Below are 17829 nucleotides of genomic sequence, written 5' to 3'. Positions count from 1 at the left end.
CTCCCGTGACGGCCGCGGTCAGGAACGTCTTCGGGCGGGTACGGACGGGCGTGGCAGTAGCCACGGCACCGTTGGGGTCATCGTGTCCGCCACGCCGGCAGCAGGGGTCCGCTGTTAAGGCCCGGATGGTGTTTCGGTACCCCTCAGCGTGGGGAAATGCCCCGTACCGAACCAAACGGGCTGCCCATCCCTCTCGGGGTGCGCAGCCCGCTGCGTTTTCGTGACGTGGCTTCTGTGATGGTGGGTTGTGGCAGCCCGGACAGGGAGCGCTGGACCTGCGTGCTCCGATGTGAAAGCTTGCCGGGCCGCGGGCGGCTCCTTCCGAAGGGATCCGCATGAGTACCACCCTCCAGACAACGCAGCAGGAAGTGCCACAGCTTCTTTACCTCCCCGGCCAGGCGTGGCTGCCCGCCGGGGCGGGCGAGGTGAGCCGAGCGGCAGCCCCGGCGCTCACACTTCTGACCATCCCGCCGATCCCCGTCGGCTCCAGCCCGGTCGGGCTGGCGTTCACCCCCAGTGGCGACCTCTACGTCACCGACTCCGGGTCGGCCAACGTGTCGGTGATCAGCACCGCCACAGACACCGTCGTCGGCGCCCCGATCCCCGTCGGCGGTACGCCGGTCTGGCTGACCGTCGCCCCCAACGGCAACGCCTACGTCCCCAACAGCGGGTCGAACACCGTGACGGTGATCAACACCGCCACCAACACCGTCGTCGGCGCCCCGGTCCCCGTCGGCAACCAGCCGGCCACGGCGGCGGCCATCCCCGGCGGCAACGTCTACGTCACCAACTTCGCCGCGAACACCGTGTCGGTGATCGACACCGCCACCAACGCCGTCGTCGGCGCCCCGATACCCGTCGGCTCCCAGCCGGTCGGGGTGGCGGTGGCCCCGAACGGCAACGCCTACGTCTGCAACCGGGGGTCGAATACCGTGACGGTGATCGACACCGCCACCAACACCGTCGTCGGCGCCCCGATCGCCGTCGGCTCCCAGCCGAACTTCGTGGCGATCGCCCCCAACGGCAACGCCTACGTCGTCAACATCGGGTCGAACAGCGTGTCGGTGATCGACACCGCCACCAACACCGTCGTCGGCGCCCCGATCGCCGTCGGCAACCAGCCATGGGGAATCGCGGTCGGCCTCAACGGGATCGCCTACACGGCCAACCGAGCGTCGAACAGCGTGTCGGTGATCGACACCGCCACCAACACCGTCGTCGGCGCCCCGATCCCCGTCGGCAGCGGACCGATCGCCGTGGCGGTCGCCGTCAACGGCAAGGTCTACGTCAGCAACATCAATTCGAACAACGTCAGCGTCATCCAATTCGCCCCGACGCTGACCAGCATCAACCCTACCCAAGGGCCCACCACGGGCGGCACGGTCGTGACCATCATCGGCACCAACCTGACCGGGGCGGGCGTCGACATCGGCGGCAACCCCGCCACCGGAGTGAGCGTCAACGCCGCCGGCACGCAGCTCACCGCCACCACCCCGCCCGGCGCGGTCGGTCCCGCGACGGTCACCGTCACCACTCCTGGTGGCAGTGCCAGCCTGGTGAACGGCTTCACCTACGTCCTGCCCGTCCACGCCGCCTCGCTGACCGCGACCCCGGCGCTGGCGAAGCTGTTCCCGCCGCACGTGTACTTCCCGTTCCTGACCGCCGCACTGGCCGACCAGGTCACCGGCCTTCCGGTGCCCGGCCAGACCATCATCTTCAAGATCGGCAGCAACCTCCTGGGCGTCGCTGTCACCGACACCCAAGGCATCGCTCGGTTCAACGAGACGCTCATCCTGACGCTCATCCTCGCCAACGGCGGCTATGACGTCTCCTTCGCCGGCGGAAGCACCCCGTCAGCAATCCTGTCGCCGTCCAGCGACCACGCGGGAGTCATCGAACCCTGACCCCTGCCCGGGAAAGAAGAGTCCAGGCCGCAAGCGGGGCATCGCCACCGACGTGCTCGGCCTGATCATCGCCGCCGTCGTGGTCACATGCCGCCCCCACCGTGGGCGGGGGCGGCCTGCAGGCGATCAGGGAACGTAGACGCTCTGGCCGAACTCGGAGACGGCAGTCGAGCCAGGCGCGAGCACGATCTCGACTGACCCACTGCAGTCGCTGCCGTTGTAGATGGTCACGGCCTCATTGGTCTCGTTGCCGACGGACAACGGCCAGCGGTCCGGGTTGTAGCAGCCGTGCGGATTCGTGATCCGCTCGCCGTTGAGGACGAGCGCTCCGGTGGTCGCGCCGGCGCTGGTGGCGGTGGTCAGGCACAGGGTGGCAGCGGCGGCCATGACGCCGGCCGCGTGAAGGATGCGCTTCAAGGGGCTCTCCTCGGGGGTGGGGTTGGGCCGCCCCGCTCGTTCCCCCAGGGAGCCCCAGTGCCGCACCGCGTACGGGTGAACCTGTGAAACCCCCAGGTCAACGGTCTCCCGAGTCCCCGCTCGGGAGGCCGTTCAGGCTCACGCGCCGCAGTCGGCGAGGATCCCGTCCCACAGCGCGACCCGGGCGGACAGCGCGCGGGTGACCGTGTCGGCGCACTGGGTCCAGCGTTCCTGGTCGTCACCGCAGAGGTCGATCAGCATCTGCATGGCCATCGGCGTGTGCTGCTCGCCGTCCACCTCGATGTGGCGCGCGAGGTAGTCCTTGAACACGGTCAGCCGGCCGTCCGCGTCCTCGATCCGGATCACCTGCTCGAACATCTCCGGGATCAGGTCCTCGCGGCCGAACGCGAACGCCGCGGCCTGGCAGTGCACCGGCGAGTTCTCGATGATGTCCCAGGTGACCGCCATGAACTCGGCGGCCGCCGACGGGATCTCGGCCGACTTCGCCGCCTCGGTCACGCCGGTCCCGTTGCCGAGGAGCCGCAGGAAGTCGTTCACCGGCCCGGTGTCGGCCCCGGCCCGGGCCATCCCGTCCAGGTAGAGCTCGAAGTGGCTGATGTAGCCGTCGCCGAGCTCATCGCTCTCCTCGACCAGCACGATCTCGTTGATCAACCGGCGGCTCGCCGTCGGCCCGCTCGGCAGCCACGGGAGCTCCACGCAGGTCAGTCGCCGCTGCAGGCACTTGAGCAGCGACATGAAGTCCCAGACCGCGAACACATGGCGCTCCTGGAACGTCCGGACCCGCTCCAAGGAGTTCAGCCCCTGGTAGATCGGATGGCTGACGACCTCCCGGCGCACGGGCTCGATCGCCTCGCGCAGGGCCGTCAGGCCGGGGTGCGAGCGATCCCAGTGGTAGCGGTCGGAACTCATGGCGGCTCCTGGCAGAGAAGGGAGAAGCTCCGTGCGGACTGCTCGGTCGGGCACGGAGCGTGTGTGTCCGATGACGCGGGCCAGGCTACGGGATCGGACCGGCGGATCCGATAGCTCAAACGCCAAACCCTCGCGAAGTTGACACCAGTTCGACAAGAACGGCGCCCCACTGAAGCAGCGTCAGCGATCCTCCCCCTTCCCACCAGCGGCGCCGCAGCGGTTCACAGGTCACCCGGTAGGCCCATCGGCCGCGCCAGCCCCGACCGAGGACCGCCCCCACCACCCCTCCAGCACTCCCCGCGCACGCTCCGGATGCGGGAGCGGACCGGCGCGGGGAGGGTGGGATACGTACCCGTCCCGCATCCCGAATCGGAAGGCCGCCCGTGGACGTCACCGACCTCACCCCCGCGATCCTGGCCGCGCTGGCCGCGCCCCGCCCCCGGCCGGCGGTCACCGTGGCGATGCCCACCCATCGGCAGGCCACCGGGACCGAGCAGGACACGCTGCAGCTGAAGAACCTGCTGGCCGAGGCGCGCCGCCGGATCGAGGCGGACGACACGCTCGGCCGCGCGGACCGGCTGGACGTGTTGGACCAGTTGGACAAGGCGGCCGCCGAGGTCGATCTGCGGCACGCCCAGGACGGGTTGCTGCTGTTCGCGGCGCCGGGCGAGCACCAGATGTGGAAGCTGCCGCGCACCGTCCCGGTCCGGGTGGTGGTCTCCGACACCTTCCTCACCCGCAACCTGGTGGCGGCCCGCGCCGTGTACGCGCCCTACTGGGTGCTCACGCTGGGGGCGGAGCAGGTGCGGCTGTGGAGCGGCGCCGGTCCTGACCTGGCGGAGTCGACGGCCGGCGGGTTCCCGCAGCGGCCGGCCAACCCCGAGAAGTTCGACCCGCAGCGCGAGGAGCAGATCGGCGACACGCCGAGCGTGTACAGCCACGAGGACACCAAGATCTTCTACCGCGAGGTGGACGCCGCCCTGGACGCGCTGCTCAAGGAGGCGCCGCGCCCGTGCTACCTGGTGGGCGTGCCGGAGGCGGTGAGCCTCTTCGAGTCGATCACCGCGCACCGCGAGGTGATCGTCGCCCGGCTGGAGAAGGGCGGCCTGGGCGCCGGCCCGGCGACCGCGCTGGCGCCGGCCCTGGCCCTGGTGCGCGCCGAGCAGGCGCGCGCCGAGCGGGAGGCGGCGCTGGCCCGCCTCGACCAGGCGGCCGGCCGCAAGACGCTGGCCGCCGGGCTGGACGAGATCTGGGTCGCCGTCACCGAGGGCCGGGTGGCCGAGCTCGTGGTGGAGGAGCACTACCAGGAGACCGTCGAGGTCACCGACGGCCACCTGGCCCCGGCCCTCGCCGACGCCCAGCCCACCGGCACCGGCGAGATCCGCGAGGACGTCGTCGACGAGATCGTGGAACGCACCCTCCAGGCCGGCGGCACCGTCACCTTCGTGCCCGACGAGACGCTGACGGACCGTCAGTCCATCGCGGCGGTGCTGCGGTACTGAGCCCGACCGGGTCGCCCGCGAGTGGCGCGGGCGACCCGGTCGTGTCAGGCCTTCTTGACCACGCTGGACTTGAGCTGCATGGCGCCGAAGCCGTCGATCCGGCAGTCGATGTCGTGGCCGTCGACGCCGTCGACCAGGCGGATGTTGCGGACCTTGGTGCCGGCCTTGATCCCCGACGGGCTGCCCTTGACCTTGAGCGCCTTGACCACGGTCACGGTGTCACCGTCGCTGAGCACGTTGCCGACGGCGTCCTTGATCACGCGCTCGCCCGGAGCGGCCGCACCGGCCGCGGCGGGGACCCACTCGTTGCCGCATTCTGGGCAGACCATCAGGGCGTTCATCTCGTAGGTGTACTCGCTGGAGCACTTCGGGCACGGGGGGAGGTTGTCGCTCATTCGTCCAGGGGTCTCGTGGTGGGAGCGGTTCGGTGGGCGGGTCAGCCGGACACTTGCGGGTGTGCCGGTGCGGCCGTAGCGCTCGCCTCGCCCGGCTCGACAGGCAGACAGGATCTATGGGTATGAAGAATTTTTCAAATGACCCGTGTGGCAAGTGCAGGCGGGCAGGATTGGGTGGGGGAGCGGCATCCGCACGACCTGGGCCCTGCGGAGCGGGTTCTGCTACCGTGGGTCACATGATGCAGCGTGCCGCAGTGACGACGACGCCGGTGGAGGTCCCGGCGCGCTGATTGATGCTTGACTGACAGCAGCCCCGGGGCGAGTGCCCCGGGGCTGCTGCGTTTGCGCGCTCGGCCGGGTGCCCGCCCCTCGGGGGAATTCGAGAGGGCGAGGCGAGAACACGATGTTCGACCACAAGAAGCTCGGGCGGGAACTGGGCCTGTTCGGGAGTGACCCGCTGGTGGGTGCGGGGCTGCCGTACTGGCTGCCGGACGGTGCCGTGGTGCGGCACGAGTTGGAGGAGTACATCCGCGGCGAGGAGCGGCGGGCCGGCTACCAGCACGTCTACTCACCGGTGTTGGGCAAGCGGGAGCTGTACGAGATCTCCGGCCACTGGTCGCACTACAGCGAGGACATGTTCCCGCCCATGCAACTGGGCGAGGAGGAGGTCGTGCTGCGGCCGAGCCTGTGTCCGCACCACGCCGTCATCTACCGCTCCCGGTCGCACAGCTACCGCGAGCTGCCGCTGCGGATGGCCGAGCTCGGGCCCATGTACCGCTCCGAACTCTCCGGCGTGCTGGGCGGGTTGACCCGGGTGCGGGCGATCCAGCTGAACGACGGCCACATCTTCTGCACCCTGGAGCAGGTGGCCGACGAGGCCCGCGGTGCGCTGCGGCTGATCCGGCGGGCGTACCAGGCGCTGGGCATCGAGGCGGCCCGCTACCGGCTGTCGCTGCCCGGCGCCGGCGGCAAGTACGTTGCGGCGCCCGAGCTTTGGGAGCGCTCGGTGGCACTGCTGACCGAGGTGCTGGAGAGCGAGGGGATCGAGTACCAGGCGGAGGAGGGCGAGGCCGCCTTCTACGGTCCGAAGATCGACGTGCAGATCCGCGACTCGCTCGGCCGGGAGGCGACCCTGTCCACCGTGCAGGTCGACTTCCACCAGCCGGAGCGGTTCGACCTGCACTACATCGGGGCCGACGGCGCCAAACACCGGCCGGTGATGGTGCACCGGGCGATCATCGGCAGCGTGGAGCGTGCGGTGGCGCACCTGATCGAGCAGCACGGCGGGGCGTTCCCGGCCTGGCTGGCGCCGGTGCAGGTGGCGCTGCTGCCGGTGAGCGAGGGCGAGCTGCCGCAGGCCGAGGCGCTGCGGGCGCGCTGCCTGGAGGCGGGCCTGCGGGTCGAGCTGGCCGGTCCGGAGCAGGGCAGCCTCGGGGCCCGGATCCGCGAGGCCCGGCTGGTGCCATACCAGGCGGTGATCGGTGCCCGGGAGGCGGCGGACGGCCTGCTGGCGCTGCGACTGCGGGACGGTCGCCGCCTCGACCCGCTGCCGCAGGGCGAGGCGCTCGACCGGATCGCCGCCCGGGTGGCGGCCCGTGGGGCGGCGCTCTGGGTCGACTGACCCTGGATCCTCAACCAGATCCTCAGGCGAAACTGTCCAGCTGAACTGAACAGCCAAACTGGACAGTTTCGGTTGAAGGATTTACGGTGGAGGTCATGGACGAGACGACGAGGCTGGCCACCCCCGAACGGCCGAGTGCGTCATGAAGGGGCTCTCCGAACTACGCCGTGGCGCGGCACCCGCCGATGCGGCACCCGTCAATGCCGCGCCCTCCTTCGACCGCCGGCTGACCGCGCCGCTGGTGCTGGGGTCGATGCTCAACCCGGTCAACTCCACGATGATCGCGGTCTCGCTGGTGCCGATCGGCATCGCCTTCGGCGCACCGGCCGCCGAGACGGTCTGGCTGGTCTCGGCGCTGTACCTGACCACCTCGATCGCCCAGCCGGTGATCGGCCGGCTGGTGGACCGGTTCGGCCCCCGGCCGCTCTACCTGGGCGGTTCCGCGCTGATCGGCCTGGCCGGCCTGCTCGGCATGGTGGCCCCCAGCCTCGGGGTGCTGATCGTCGCCCGGGTGCTGATCGGCCTGGGCACCTCGGCGGCCTACCCGGCGGCCATGTACGTGATCCGCAGCGAGGCCACCCGGACCGGGCGGGACACCCCCGGCGGCATCCTCACCGCGCTGTCGGTGGCCGCCCAGGCCACCGCCATGATCGGCCCGACGCTGGGCGGCCTGCTGGTGGGCCTCGGCGGCTGGCGCACCGTCTTCGTCGTCAACCTCCCGCTCGGCCTGGCCTGCGTGGTGCTCGGCGCCCGCCGGCTGCCCCGCGCGCGGCCGACCGCCACCGCCGAGCGCCAGGCCGGCCCGGTGGACGTGCTCGGCATGGTGCTCTTCGGGCTGACCCTCACCGGCCTGCTGCTCTTCCTGATGGCGCCGCGCCCCGACCACTGGTACCTGCCGGTGCTCGCCGTGCTGGCGGCCGCCGCCCTGACGGTGCGCGAACTGCGCTGCCCGGAACCGTTCCTGGACCTGCGTGTGCTCGGCGGCAACCGGCCGCTGCTCGGCACCTACCTGCGCCAGGTGCTCGCCTACACCGTCTCCTACGCCTTCCTCTACGGCTATGCGCAGTGGCTGGAGCAGGGGCGCGGACTCGCCACCTCGCTCACCGGGACCCTGATGCTGCCCGGCTCGGCGGTCGCCATCGTGGCCGGCATCCTCTCCGGACGCCGACCCGAGCTGCGCGGCAAGCTGGTGCTCGGCGGCGCGGTGATGATCGCCGCCTGCGGCCTGCTCACCGTGCTGCGGTCCGACACCCCGATCCCACTGCTGGTGGCGGCCGGCGTGCTGATCGGGATCCCCCAGGGCACCATCGGGCTGGCCAACCAGAACGCCCTCTACCACCAGGCGGACGCCGAGCGGATGGGCACCGCCGCCGGGCTGCTGCGCACCTTCATGTACCTCGGCGCGATGCTGGCCTCGGCCGCCGTCGCCGCCTCCTTCCGGCACGGCGCCGACACCCCGGGCCTGCACGAGCTGGCGCTCTTCATGCTGCCCTGTGCGGCCCTGCTGCTGGTGGTGAGCCTGCTGGACCGCTCGCTGCGCCGCCGCCGGTAGCGCACGTGTCGCCCAGGCGCAGATGCCCGGTCGATCGTCCGATGACCTGTTGAATATCCCTGAAGACCTGAAGACCCTGAAGACCCTTCCTGAGAAAGGCACCACCATGGCCGTCACCACCCTCGACCCGCGCACCGCACTGGTCCTGATCGACCTGCAGAACGGCATCGTCGGCATGCCCACCGTCCCGTACAGCAGCGACCAGGTGGTCGCCAACGGCATCGAACTGGCCGACGCCTTCCGGGCGAAGGGCCTGCCCGTGGTGCTGGTGCGGGTCACCTTCGCCGCCGACGGCGCGGACGTCATGCCCGGCCGCAACGAGACCCCGCACCCCACTGGTGGGTTCCCCGCCGGCTGGGACCAGATCATCGAGCAGCTGGCCGGCCACGACGGCGACATCCAGGTGACCAAGCGCAACTGGGGCGCCTTCTACGGCACCGACCTCGACCTGCAGCTGCGCCGCCGCGGGATCACCCAGATCGTCCTGGGCGGGATCGCCACCAGCATCGGCGTGGAGTCCACCGCCCGCGCCGCCCATGAGCACGGCTACCACGTGACGCTGGCCACCGATGCGATGGCGGACCGGGACGAGGAGGCCCACCGCAACAGCGTGGAGCGGATCTTCCCGCGCCTCGGCGAGACCGGCACCACGGCCGAGGTCCTGGAGCTGCTGGCCAAGACCGAGGGCTGAGCCCGACCCGCGAGCCCGACCCGCTGAGCCCAAGCGGCTGAATTCGGCGGCGGGCAAGGGTGCTTCGCTGGCAGACTGACCCGCCATGACCGACACCGATCACGAAGCAGCCGCCCTCGACGCCGAACGGGCCAAGCCGCCCAATCCGTTGCGAGACCGCCCGTTCCGATGGTTCTTCATCGGACGGGCGGCCTCGCTGTTCGGGGGGTCGATGACCTCGGTGGCGCTGGCCTTCGCCGTCCTCCAACGCACCTCGGATCCGCACTGGTTGGGCTATGTGCTGGCCGCCCAGATGACCCCGATGATCGCACTGCTGATCCTCGGCGGCGGGCTGGCCGACCGGTACCGGCGGGATCGGCTGCTGCGGCTGGCCAACCTCTCGGCCGGGCTCACCCAGGCGTTCGTGGCCTTCGTGGTGCTCAGCGGGGCGAGCCTGTGGCTGTTGCTGCCGGCGTCGGTGCTGAACGGCGTGGCGGAGGCGTTCACCACGCCCGCGCTGCGCGGCATCGTGCCGGAGCTGGTGGCGCCGGGGGCGATCCAGCGGGCCAACTCGATGCTGGCGTCGACCCGCAACGCCGCCAAGGTGCTCGGTCCGTCGCTGGCCGGGGTGCTGGCGGCCGGCATCGGGGGCGGCTGGGGGATCGCCTGCGACGCCGCCGGGTTCGTGGTCTCGGCGGCTTGCCTGACCCAAGTCCGGCTCCCTGCACGGCAGTCCGGCACATCGCGCCGACTGCCGGCCGAACTGCGCGAAGGCTGGCAGTACTTCCGCTCGCTGCCGTGGGTCTGGTCGATCACCGCCACCTTCACCGTGTTCAACCTGATCCAGGTGGGCAGTTGGCAGGTGCTGGGGCCGAGCATCGTCAAACACAGCATGGGCGCCGCGGGTTGGGGCGCGGCCAACAGCGCCAAGGCGGTCGGACTGCTGCTGCTCAGCCTGGTGATGCTGCGGCTGACGGTGCGCCGGCCGCTGGTGGTCGCGATGGCCGCGGCGGCGCTGAGCGGCCTGCCGCTGGTGCTGCTCGGCCTGCACGCCGGGCTGGTGCCGCTCGCGGCGGCCACCTTCACGGCGGGGGCCGGCTCGGCGGTCTGCGGCATCCTCTGGGACAGCACCCTGCAGACCGGCATCCCCACGGAGTTGATCTCGCGGGTCACCTCCTATGACGACTTCGGCTCCTGGGTCGCCATTCCGGTGGGCCAGTTGGGCGTGATCCCGCTCGCCGCCGCCTTCGGTGCGGGCCGGGTGGCGGTGGCAGGCGGGATCGCGCTGACCGGGCTCACGCTGCTGCCGCTGCTGGTGCCGTCGGTGCGCGGGAGGCAACTGGCTCCCGCGAGTTGATCAGCGCTCGGTCACCAGCAGCGTCTGCAGGATCCGGCCGCAGTCGCCGACCTGGTCGTCCATCCGGCCGGCGGCCAGACCGGAGCCGGCCGGGCTGGCCGCGGTCGCGGCGGACAGGCAGAGCCACTCGCCGACCGGGTCGCGGTGCAGGGCCAGGGTGATGTCGGTGTTGATCACCATGCGGCGGATGTGGTCGAGTTCGAAGGCGACGGCCCAGTTGCTGTCGGCGACCGTGAGGGCCCGGGTCAGCGGGGTGTCCGGCTCGCCCGCGACCAGCGGGATCCGCTGCCGCACCCAGGCGCTGCCCGGCCCTGGGGTGTTGAAGTCGCCGCTGGGAAAGCGCCACTCCATCGCGGCGACATAGCCGTCGGTGTTGGTGCCGGCCACGGCGTGCAGGGGCTGCTCGTCGGGCAGCGCGGCCGGCCCCGGCTCGGGGCGCAGCGCGGGCGTGTCCGCAGGGCTCGCCACCACCCGCCAGGCGCGGGCCAGCATCACGGCCCGCCCCTGCGAGGTCAGTTCGGCCTCCAGCAGCTCGGTGCGCGAACCGCCCCGCACGGTACGGACGTTGACCGCCAGCTCGCCGACCGGCACGGGGTACGGCACCTCCAGGGTGACCCGGGCGATCCGCATCCCCTCGCGCGGCTGGTGCCGCTCCAGCGCCCGGCCGAGCAGGGCCGAGGGCGGTCCGGCATGCTGCGCCTTGGGACTCCACGGCCCGGCGGTGGCGCCGGTGCTCTCGAACCGGCCGTCGCCGAGGTCCCGGTAGAACGACTCCTCGGTGGTCACGCCGAGTTGGTCGGCCGTCATGTCGCGTCCCCTGTCGCCGTCGCTGCCTTGGGTCCGACCCTAGCCCGTGGCGAGGATCATGTGACCCCTGAGGTTACTCGTCCGTAATTCCGGCGATGGGGGCCGACCCGCTTCGACAACCCCGGGCCCGCGCCGGTCCGTTACGCGGTGCCGGTGGTCATGCCGCGACCGCCGCACCGCAGTTGACGCCCGCCAGGCTCTCCGCCGCCGACTTCGACGCCGCCGTCCCCGCGCCGGCCGAACTGCTCGCCGCCGTGGCCGACGGCGCGTCCCTCGGCTTCCGGAATCCGTCCGGCCCCGCCGAGGCCGCCGACAGGTGACAGGCGCAGCGCCCGGCCGTCACCGCCGGCGGCCTGCCGGTCTGGATGGCCCGCCGCCCGGACGGCGCCCCGTCACCGCCGGCGACCTGCCAGTCTGGACGGCCCGCCGCCAGGACGGCGCCCTGGCCGGCACCGTCGGCCTGGCCCTGACCCGCAAGGCCAACGGCACCCACCGCGCCGAGATCGTCAAGCTGATGGTGCACCCGGGCAGCCGCCGCCAAGGCCTGGCCGCCCGCCTGCCGGCCACCGCCGAGCAGACGGCGCGCCGACACGGCGTCAGCCTGCTGCTGCTCGACACCGAAGCCGGCAGCGACGCCGAGGCGCTCTACCAGGGAGCCGGCTGGACCAGGTTCGGGGTCGTCCCGGGCTATGCCACCGACCCGCTCGGCCGGCTGCGCGACGGGAGCTTCTCCTACAAGCTGCTCGCCTGACGCACGGTGATCGCTCCCCCAGTGGCCACACATAAGCTGCACGTCACTGATCATGCGCTTAGCGTGATGAGCCATGGGCAGCAGCGAGGTGAACAAGGACTCCACACCGTGGCCGGCAGTGCGGCGCCCGGTGGCGCTGTCCCAGCTCGCCGCGGTCTGGGCGGGGGCCGAACAGACCGGTGGGGACGTGGGGTTGCTCGACTGCACGCACGACAGCCGGCAGGTCCGCCCCGGCTGGCTGTTCTGCGCGCTGCCCGGCGCCCACACCGACGGCCACGACTACGCGGCGGCCGCCGTCCAGGCCGGAGCCCGGGCCCTGCTGGTGGAGCACCCGCTCGACCTGGCCGTACCGCAACTGCGGGTGCCCAGCGTGCGGTGGGCGATCGGCCCGGTGGCCGCCGCCCTGCACGGCCACCCGGCCGACGGCCTGGCGCTGGCCGGGATCACCGGCACCAACGGCAAGACCACCACCAGCTACCTGCTGTACTCCGCCTTCAACGCCGCCGGCTGGACCGCCGGACAGCTGGGCACCGTGGAGACCCGGATCGGTCGGCGCCGCTGGTCCGCCAAGCTGACCACCCTGGAGGCGCCGGACCTGCAGCGGACCCTGGCCCGGATGCGCGCCGGCGGCGTGGAGGCCGCCGTGATGGAGGTCTCCTCGCACGCGCTGGACCAGCACCGGGTCGGCGGAATCGCCTTCGACGTCGGCATCTTCACCAACCTGACGCCCGAACACCTCGACTACCACGGCACCGTCGAGCAGTACTACTACGCCAAGTCGCTGCTCTTCACCCCCGAACGCTGCCGCGCCGCGCTGGTCTGCGTCGACGACGAATGGGGGGAGCGGCTCGCCGCCCAGACCACCGTGCCGACCATCGGCTTCGGCCTCAGCGAACGCGCCCAGGCCCGGATCACCGAGGTGCGGGCCGACCGGCGCGGCATCCGGCTGCGCCTCACCGGCCCGGACGGCCCGGTCGACCTGTCCGCCCCGCTGATCGGCGAGTGCAACGCCACCAACGTGGCCGCCGCCTACCTGGCGGCGCGGGCGCTCGGCGTGCCGCAGGAGACCGCGGTGGCGGGGATCGCCCACTGTGCTGGGATTCCCGGCCGCTCCGAGGCGGTCGACGTCGGCCAGCCGTTCCTGGTGCTGGTCGACTACGCGCACACCCCCGGCGCGATCGCCGCCCAGCTGGCCACCGCCCGCACCCTGGCGCTGGCGGGCGGCCGAGTCCATCTGGTGGTGGGCTGCCGCGGCGGCCGCGACCGCTACAAGCGCCAGGACGCCGGGCGGGTCGCCATCACCGCCGACACCGCGATCCTGACCAGCGACAGCCCCGGCGAAGAGGACCCGCGCGCGATCGTCGACCAGATGCTGGCCGGCACGCTGGGCCAGGCCGACGGGCAGGTGGTGGTGGAGCTGGACCGGGCGATCGCGATCAACCTGGCGATAGCGGTGGCCGGACCGGGCGACGTGGTGCTGATCGTCGGCCGGGGACACGAGACCATCCAGTACGTGGCCGGGCACAACCTGCCGTTCGACGACCGGAAGCAGGCCAGGGCCGCGCTGCTGGCCCAGGGCTGGGGCGACGACGGTGATCGGGCCGCGACCTGGCAGGTCAAGGCCGACCGGCTCGGGCTCGGCGTGGTGCACTGCCACCGGGTGACCGGCGGCGCGGACCCGGCGCCGGACACGGACGTGGTCCGGTCGTGACGGCCGTCGACCAGGCTCCGGAGCAGGAGAGGCACGAGCAGTCGCGCACCCCCCGGATCCGGCCCGAGCTGGCGATGGCCGCGGGCACCGCGCTGTCCCGGCTGACCGGCCTCGGGCGGGTCTTCGCGCTCTCCTACGCGCTCGGCGTCAGCCCGCTCGCCGATGCCTACAACCTGGCCAACACCACTCCCAACATGGTCTACGACCTGGTCCTCGGCGGCGTGCTCTCGGCCACCCTGATCCCGGTGTTCGTCGCCCGGCTGCAGCGCTCGCGCGCGGACTGGGAGGGGATCAGCGCGGTGCTGACGGTCTGCCTGGTGCTGCTGGTGGCCGCCGCCGCGCTGGTGGCGGGCGGCGCCGGGGTGCTGATGCGCGGCTACACGCTGGCCACCGCGCACGCCACGGCCGGGCCGGAACGCGCCGTCGCCGTCCGGCTGCTGCGGCTGTTCGCCCCGCAGGTGCTGCTCTACGGCGTGATCGCGCTGGCCACCGCCGTGCTCAACAGCGTGCGCCGGTTCGCGCTGGCGGCGTTCGCGCCGATCGCCAACAACCTGGTGCTGATCGGGCTGCTGCTGGCCGCCGCGCCCCGGCTGCGGCACAGCTCCGTCACCGCGGTGCTCGGCGCCCCCGGGCTGCTCACCCTGCTGGGGCTGGGCACCACGGCCGGGGTGGCCGCCCAGGCGCTGGTGCTGGTCGGCGGGGTGCGGCGGGCCGGGGCGCCGCTGCGCTGGCGCTGGCGGCCGCGGCATCCGGCGGTGCGCCAAGTGGCCGGGCTGTCCGGCTGGACCTTCGCCATGGTGGCGGCCAACCAGGCCGGGCTGTTCGCGGTGCTGCTGCTGGCCGCCGCCGAACCGGGCGGGGTGAGCGCCTACACCTATGCGTTCGCGTTCTTCCAGGTGCCGTTCGGCGTGGTCGCGGTCTCCATCACGGGCGCCCGGCAACCCGGCTGGGCGGCCACCTGGGCGGCCCGGCGGGTCGACGAGCTGGGCGCCCAAGTCGCCGACGGGCTGCGGCTGCTGACGCTGCTGATGGTTCCGATCGCGGCGGTGCTCGCCGCGCTGGCCGACCCGATCGCCCGACTGCTGCTCGGCCACGGCGCGGCGGGGGTCGGCGGCGCGACCCTCACCGGGCAGGTGCTGGCGCTGCTCACCCTGGGGCTGCCGAGCTTCTCGGCGTACCTGTACTTCATCCGGGTGCTCCAGGCGATGCGCGACCTGCGGACGGCGTTCGGGCTCTACCTGGTCAACAACGGGGTGACGGTGGTGGTGGCGCTGGCGCTCTACCGGCCGGCCGGGGTGCGGGGGGTGGCGGTCGCGGTGGCGGTCGGCTACGCCGCCGCCGCGCTGGCCGCCGCGGGCCTGCTGCGCCGGCGGTTCGGCGGGGCGCCGCTGCTGCCCGCACCGGTGCTGGGGCGGGCGCTGGCGAGCGGGGTGCCGGCGGCCCTGCTCGCCTGGTGGCGGGTGGGGGCGCTGGGGGGCGCCACCGGGCTGGCCGCGCTGCCGGCGCTGCTGGGCGGCGCGGTGGTGGTGGGGGCGGCGCTGCCGCTGGGGTGCGGGGTGGCGGGGTGGCGGTGGTTCGTGGGCGGGGGCGTGGGGGAGTGGGGCGAGGACGGGGAGCAGGGCGAGGGGGAGGCGGGTGCGGGTGACGGTGCTGACTGAGCGCTTGCTCAGAGCGCCCGGCCCCGCAGGCGCCGTAGCGCTCGGCCGCCGAGGAACGGGGCGAGGTAGCGGGCGGTGGCGGCGGGGACGTGGCGGGCCAGGCCGGCGGCGCGGAGCTCGGTCAGCACGGTGCGGGCGCTGGTGCGCTGGCCGGCCAGGGCGAAGGCGACCGCGAACCGCAGGTAGTGCCAGGTGAGCACCTGGGCGAAGGCGGCGGTCGGCAGCACGCCGCCGCGCCCCTCCCGGCCCAGCATGGTGAGCATCCGGGCGTAGAGCCGGCCGAGGTCCTTGCTGTAGCCGCCGGGCTCGTCCCGGTAGACCGCCAGCGGGGCGTCCAGCTTGACCACGGTGCCGTGGCGGGCGCAGCGCAGCCACAGGTCCCAGTCCTCGGCGCCGTCCAGCGCGGGGTCGAAGCCGCCGACGCGGCCCAGCACCTCGGCCCGGACCAGCACGGTGGAAGTCTGGAACCGGTTGAGCACCAGGACGTCGCGGTAGCCGACCACGCGGCTGAGCGCGCGCTGACCAGGCGCTTCTTCAGCCCCGTGGTCGGCCACCGCCCCAATCCCGTCCTCGGACAGTGTGCGCACCCAGTCGCCGGCCAGCAACACCGCGTGCGGGTGCTCGCGCAGCGCCGCCAGCTGCCGGGCCAGCTTGCCGGGCAGCCAGAGGTCGTCGGCATCCAGGAACGCCACCCAGGGCTGGTTGCTCTCCCGGATGCCGGCGTTGCGGGCGGCCGACGGACCCTGGTTGCGCTGGCGAACCACCAGCACCTCCGGGAACGCGGCCGCCACCCTGGCCGTGCCGTCCTGCGACCCGTCGTCGACCACGATCACCTGGGCCGGCCGGGGCACCTGCCCGAGCGCCGAGGCGAGCGCCGCCCCCAGGGTCGGCGCGGCGTTGTAGGCGGCGATCACCACGCTCACCGGCGCCACCTCGCCGCCCATCGGTGCCACGTCATCTGCCAACTGCTCAGCCATCTGCCACCTCGCTCACACTCGGATCGGCCCCGAAGCATGCTTGCAAGCCACCCGCTCGATCGGCGGGAGGCACGGGCGTGGCGTAGCCGAGGAAACCCGGGTGGCCGCAGTTAGCGTCGAGAGCACCCTCACCGCAATCCCATGAACGGAGCCTCCCGTGATCCCGCTGACGCTGCACCAGATCGCCCAGCTAGTCGGCGGCACCCTGTACGACGCGCCCGACCCGGCCGCCATGGTCGACCGCCCCGCCGTGGTCGACTCACGGCTGGCCGAGCCGGGCTCGCTCTTCGCCGCGCTGGCCGGCGACCGCACCGACGGCCACCGGTACGCGGTGGAGGCGGTGGAGGCCGGCGCGGTGGCTGTGCTGGCGCAACGACCGGTGGGCGTGCCCGCCGTGGTGGTGCCCGAGGTGCTCCCCGCGCTGGCGGAGCTCGCCCGGGCCGCCGCCGGGCGGCTGACCGACGCCATGGTGGTGGCCCTGACCGGCTCGGCCGGCAAGACCAGCACCAAGGACCTGCTCTCCCAACTGCTGCCCGCGCTGGGCCGCACGGTGGCCACCCCGCTCTCCTACAACAACCAGATCGGGCTGCCGCTCACCGTGCTGCGGGCCGATGCCGAGACCCGCTACCTGCTGCTGGAGATGGGGGCCAGCCAGGCCGGTGACATCGCCTGGCTGACCGGCATCGCGCCGCCGCGGGTCGGCCTGGTGCTGAACATCGGCACCGCGCACATCGGCAAGTTCGGCGGCACCAAGCAGGCGATCGCCGCCGCCAAGGGGGAGTTGGTCGAGGCGCTGCCGTCGGACGGCCTGGCGGTGCTGAATGCCGACGACCCGTATGTGATGTCGATGGCGTCCCGAACCGCCGCCCGGGTGCTCACCTTTGGACGATCCGGTGGCGATGTCCGAGCCGGTGCGGTGGAGTTGGACGAGGCCGGGCGCCCGTACTTCACCCTCACCGACCAGCACGGCGAGGTCGCCCCGGTTCGGCTGGCCCTCTACGGCGCGCACCAGGTGGCCAATGCCACGGGGGCCGCCGCGGTGGCGCTGGGGCTCGGCCTGCCGCTCGACGAGGTGGCCGAACTACTCAGCAAGGCACAGCCGTTGACGCCGGGCCGGATGCAGGTGCTGGAGCGCCCGGACGGGGTGACGGTGGTGAACGACGCGTTCAACGCCAACCCGGACTCGGTGGCGGTCGCCCTCATGGCGCTCGCCGCGATGGCCGGCGGCCGGCGGCGCACCGTGGCGGTGCTCGGCGAGATGGCCGAGTTGGGGGAGCACTCGGGCGACCACCATGAGGAGGTGGGCCGGCTGGTGGCCGCCGCCAAGGTCGACTCACTGATCGCGGTGGGGGAGCGGGAGGCGGAGCTGATCCACCGCCAGGCGCGGGCGGCCGGGGTGGCGAGCATGCTGGTGGCCGACCGGGTGGCGGCACTGGAGGTGCTGCGTCAGCTGCTGCGGCCCGGTGACCTGGTGCTGGTGAAGGGCTCGCACGCCACCGGCCTGGCCGAGACGGCGGAGCAGCTCTGCGCGTTCCCCACGGCCGTGCGGTGAGTCGCTCGAACAGGCGCTCACCGCA

At 72.8% G+C, this 17829-nt stretch carries 16 protein-coding genes; 11 read left to right on the top strand and 5 right to left on the bottom strand.

From position 1 onward, the window contains the following. Nucleotides 1–335 precede the first annotated feature (335 nt). Nucleotides 336–1904, top strand: coding sequence for an IPT/TIG domain-containing protein (locus P3T35_RS34410; RefSeq protein ID WP_101383370.1), 1569 nt, complete (start codon nt 336–338; stop codon nt 1902–1904). A gap of 126 nt (nt 1905–2030) precedes the next feature. Here the strand turns inward: P3T35_RS34410 and P3T35_RS34405 are convergent, their stop codons facing one another. Both P3T35_RS34405 and P3T35_RS34400 read right to left on the bottom strand, forming a co-directional pair. Further along, nucleotides 2031–2321 carry a hypothetical protein gene (locus P3T35_RS34405; RefSeq protein ID WP_101383371.1) on the bottom strand — a complete coding sequence of 97 codons (291 nt, stop codon included), beginning with the start codon at nt 2319–2321 and terminating at the stop codon, nt 2031–2033. 138 nt (nt 2322–2459) lie between these two features. After that, complete coding sequence (locus P3T35_RS34400; RefSeq protein ID WP_101383372.1) at nt 2460–3251, bottom strand: DUF3050 domain-containing protein; 792 nt, start codon at nt 3249–3251, stop codon at nt 2460–2462. Between the two features lie 383 nt (nt 3252–3634). Between P3T35_RS34400 and P3T35_RS34395 the strand changes: the two genes are divergently transcribed. Further along, nucleotides 3635–4753 (top strand): chemotaxis protein, encoded by a 1119-nt coding sequence (locus P3T35_RS34395; protein ID WP_101383373.1) that lies wholly within the window; start codon nt 3635–3637, stop codon nt 4751–4753. A 44-nt stretch (nt 4754–4797) separates the two neighbouring features. Here the strand turns inward: P3T35_RS34395 and P3T35_RS34390 are convergent, their stop codons facing one another. Then, nucleotides 4798–5148 carry a zinc ribbon domain-containing protein YjdM gene (locus P3T35_RS34390; RefSeq protein ID WP_101383374.1) on the bottom strand — a complete coding sequence of 117 codons (351 nt, stop codon included), beginning with the start codon at nt 5146–5148 and terminating at the stop codon, nt 4798–4800. Nucleotides 5149–5551: 403 nt separating this feature from the next. Here P3T35_RS34390 and thrS point away from each other — a divergent pair, with 403 nt between their 5' ends. From thrS to P3T35_RS34370, 4 genes are all read left to right on the top strand, one after another. Further along, on the top strand, nt 5552–6769 hold the full coding sequence (thrS, locus tag P3T35_RS34385; protein ID WP_101383375.1) for a threonine--tRNA ligase: 1218 nt from the start codon (nt 5552–5554) through the stop codon (nt 6767–6769). A 142-nt stretch (nt 6770–6911) separates the two neighbouring features. Next, nucleotides 6912–8321 carry an MFS transporter gene (locus P3T35_RS34380; protein WP_101383376.1) on the top strand — a complete coding sequence of 470 codons (1410 nt, stop codon included), beginning with the start codon at nt 6912–6914 and terminating at the stop codon, nt 8319–8321. 106 nt (nt 8322–8427) lie between these two features. Beyond that, nucleotides 8428–9012, top strand: coding sequence for a hydrolase (locus tag P3T35_RS34375; protein ID WP_101383377.1), 585 nt, complete (start codon nt 8428–8430; stop codon nt 9010–9012). Nucleotides 9013–9097: 85 nt separating this feature from the next. Next, nucleotides 9098–10348 (top strand): MFS transporter, encoded by a 1251-nt coding sequence (locus P3T35_RS34370; RefSeq protein WP_101383378.1) that lies wholly within the window; start codon nt 9098–9100, stop codon nt 10346–10348. Here P3T35_RS34370 and P3T35_RS34365 read toward each other — a convergent pair whose 3' ends face one another. Then, the gene (locus P3T35_RS34365; protein ID WP_101383379.1) at nt 10349–11155 is read right to left on the bottom strand and encodes a thioesterase family protein; all 807 of its coding nucleotides are present in this window, start codon (nt 11153–11155) and stop codon (nt 10349–10351) included. It lies immediately after the preceding gene. Between the two features lie 95 nt (nt 11156–11250). Between P3T35_RS34365 and P3T35_RS34360 the strand changes: the two genes are divergently transcribed. The 4 genes from P3T35_RS34360 to P3T35_RS34345 all read left to right on the top strand — a co-directional run bounded on the left by P3T35_RS34360 (nt 11251) and on the right by P3T35_RS34345 (nt 15275). Further along, the gene (locus tag P3T35_RS34360) at nt 11251–11475 is read left to right on the top strand and encodes a hypothetical protein (protein ID WP_280709071.1); all 225 of its coding nucleotides are present in this window, start codon (nt 11251–11253) and stop codon (nt 11473–11475) included. Next, complete coding sequence (locus P3T35_RS34355; protein ID WP_280709069.1) at nt 11472–11906, top strand: GNAT family N-acetyltransferase; 435 nt, start codon at nt 11472–11474, stop codon at nt 11904–11906. Before P3T35_RS34360 ends, P3T35_RS34355 begins: the two co-directional genes overlap by 4 nt. A gap of 73 nt (nt 11907–11979) precedes the next feature. Continuing rightward, on the top strand, nt 11980–13617 hold the full coding sequence (locus P3T35_RS34350; protein ID WP_101383380.1) for a UDP-N-acetylmuramoyl-L-alanyl-D-glutamate--2,6-diaminopimelate ligase: 1638 nt from the start codon (nt 11980–11982) through the stop codon (nt 13615–13617). Then, a complete protein-coding gene (locus tag P3T35_RS34345) occupies nt 13614–15275 on the top strand; it encodes a lipid II flippase MurJ (RefSeq protein WP_101383381.1) in 1662 nt (553 codons plus the stop codon). Before P3T35_RS34350 ends, P3T35_RS34345 begins: the two co-directional genes overlap by 4 nt. Nucleotides 15276–15283: 8 nt before the next feature. On the opposite strand, the gene P3T35_RS34340 is transcribed toward P3T35_RS34345, so the two are convergent. Next, the gene (locus tag P3T35_RS34340) at nt 15284–16252 is read right to left on the bottom strand and encodes a glycosyltransferase family 2 protein (RefSeq protein WP_101383382.1); all 969 of its coding nucleotides are present in this window, start codon (nt 16250–16252) and stop codon (nt 15284–15286) included. Nucleotides 16253–16409: 157 nt separating this feature from the next. Between P3T35_RS34340 and murF the strand changes: the two genes are divergently transcribed. Then, nucleotides 16410–17804: a UDP-N-acetylmuramoyl-tripeptide--D-alanyl-D-alanine ligase gene (gene murF, locus P3T35_RS34335; protein ID WP_101383383.1), complete on the top strand. Its 1395-nt coding sequence runs from the start codon at nt 16410–16412 to the stop codon at nt 17802–17804. Nucleotides 17805–17829: the final 25 nt, after the last annotated feature.

Source organism: Kitasatospora sp. GP30 (genome assembly GCF_029892145.1).
GTDB lineage: Bacteria > Actinomycetota > Actinomycetes > Streptomycetales > Streptomycetaceae > Kitasatospora > Kitasatospora acidiphila.
The sequence above is the reverse complement of the archived record's forward strand: the minus strand, read 5'-3'. Positions and strand labels throughout refer to the sequence as shown.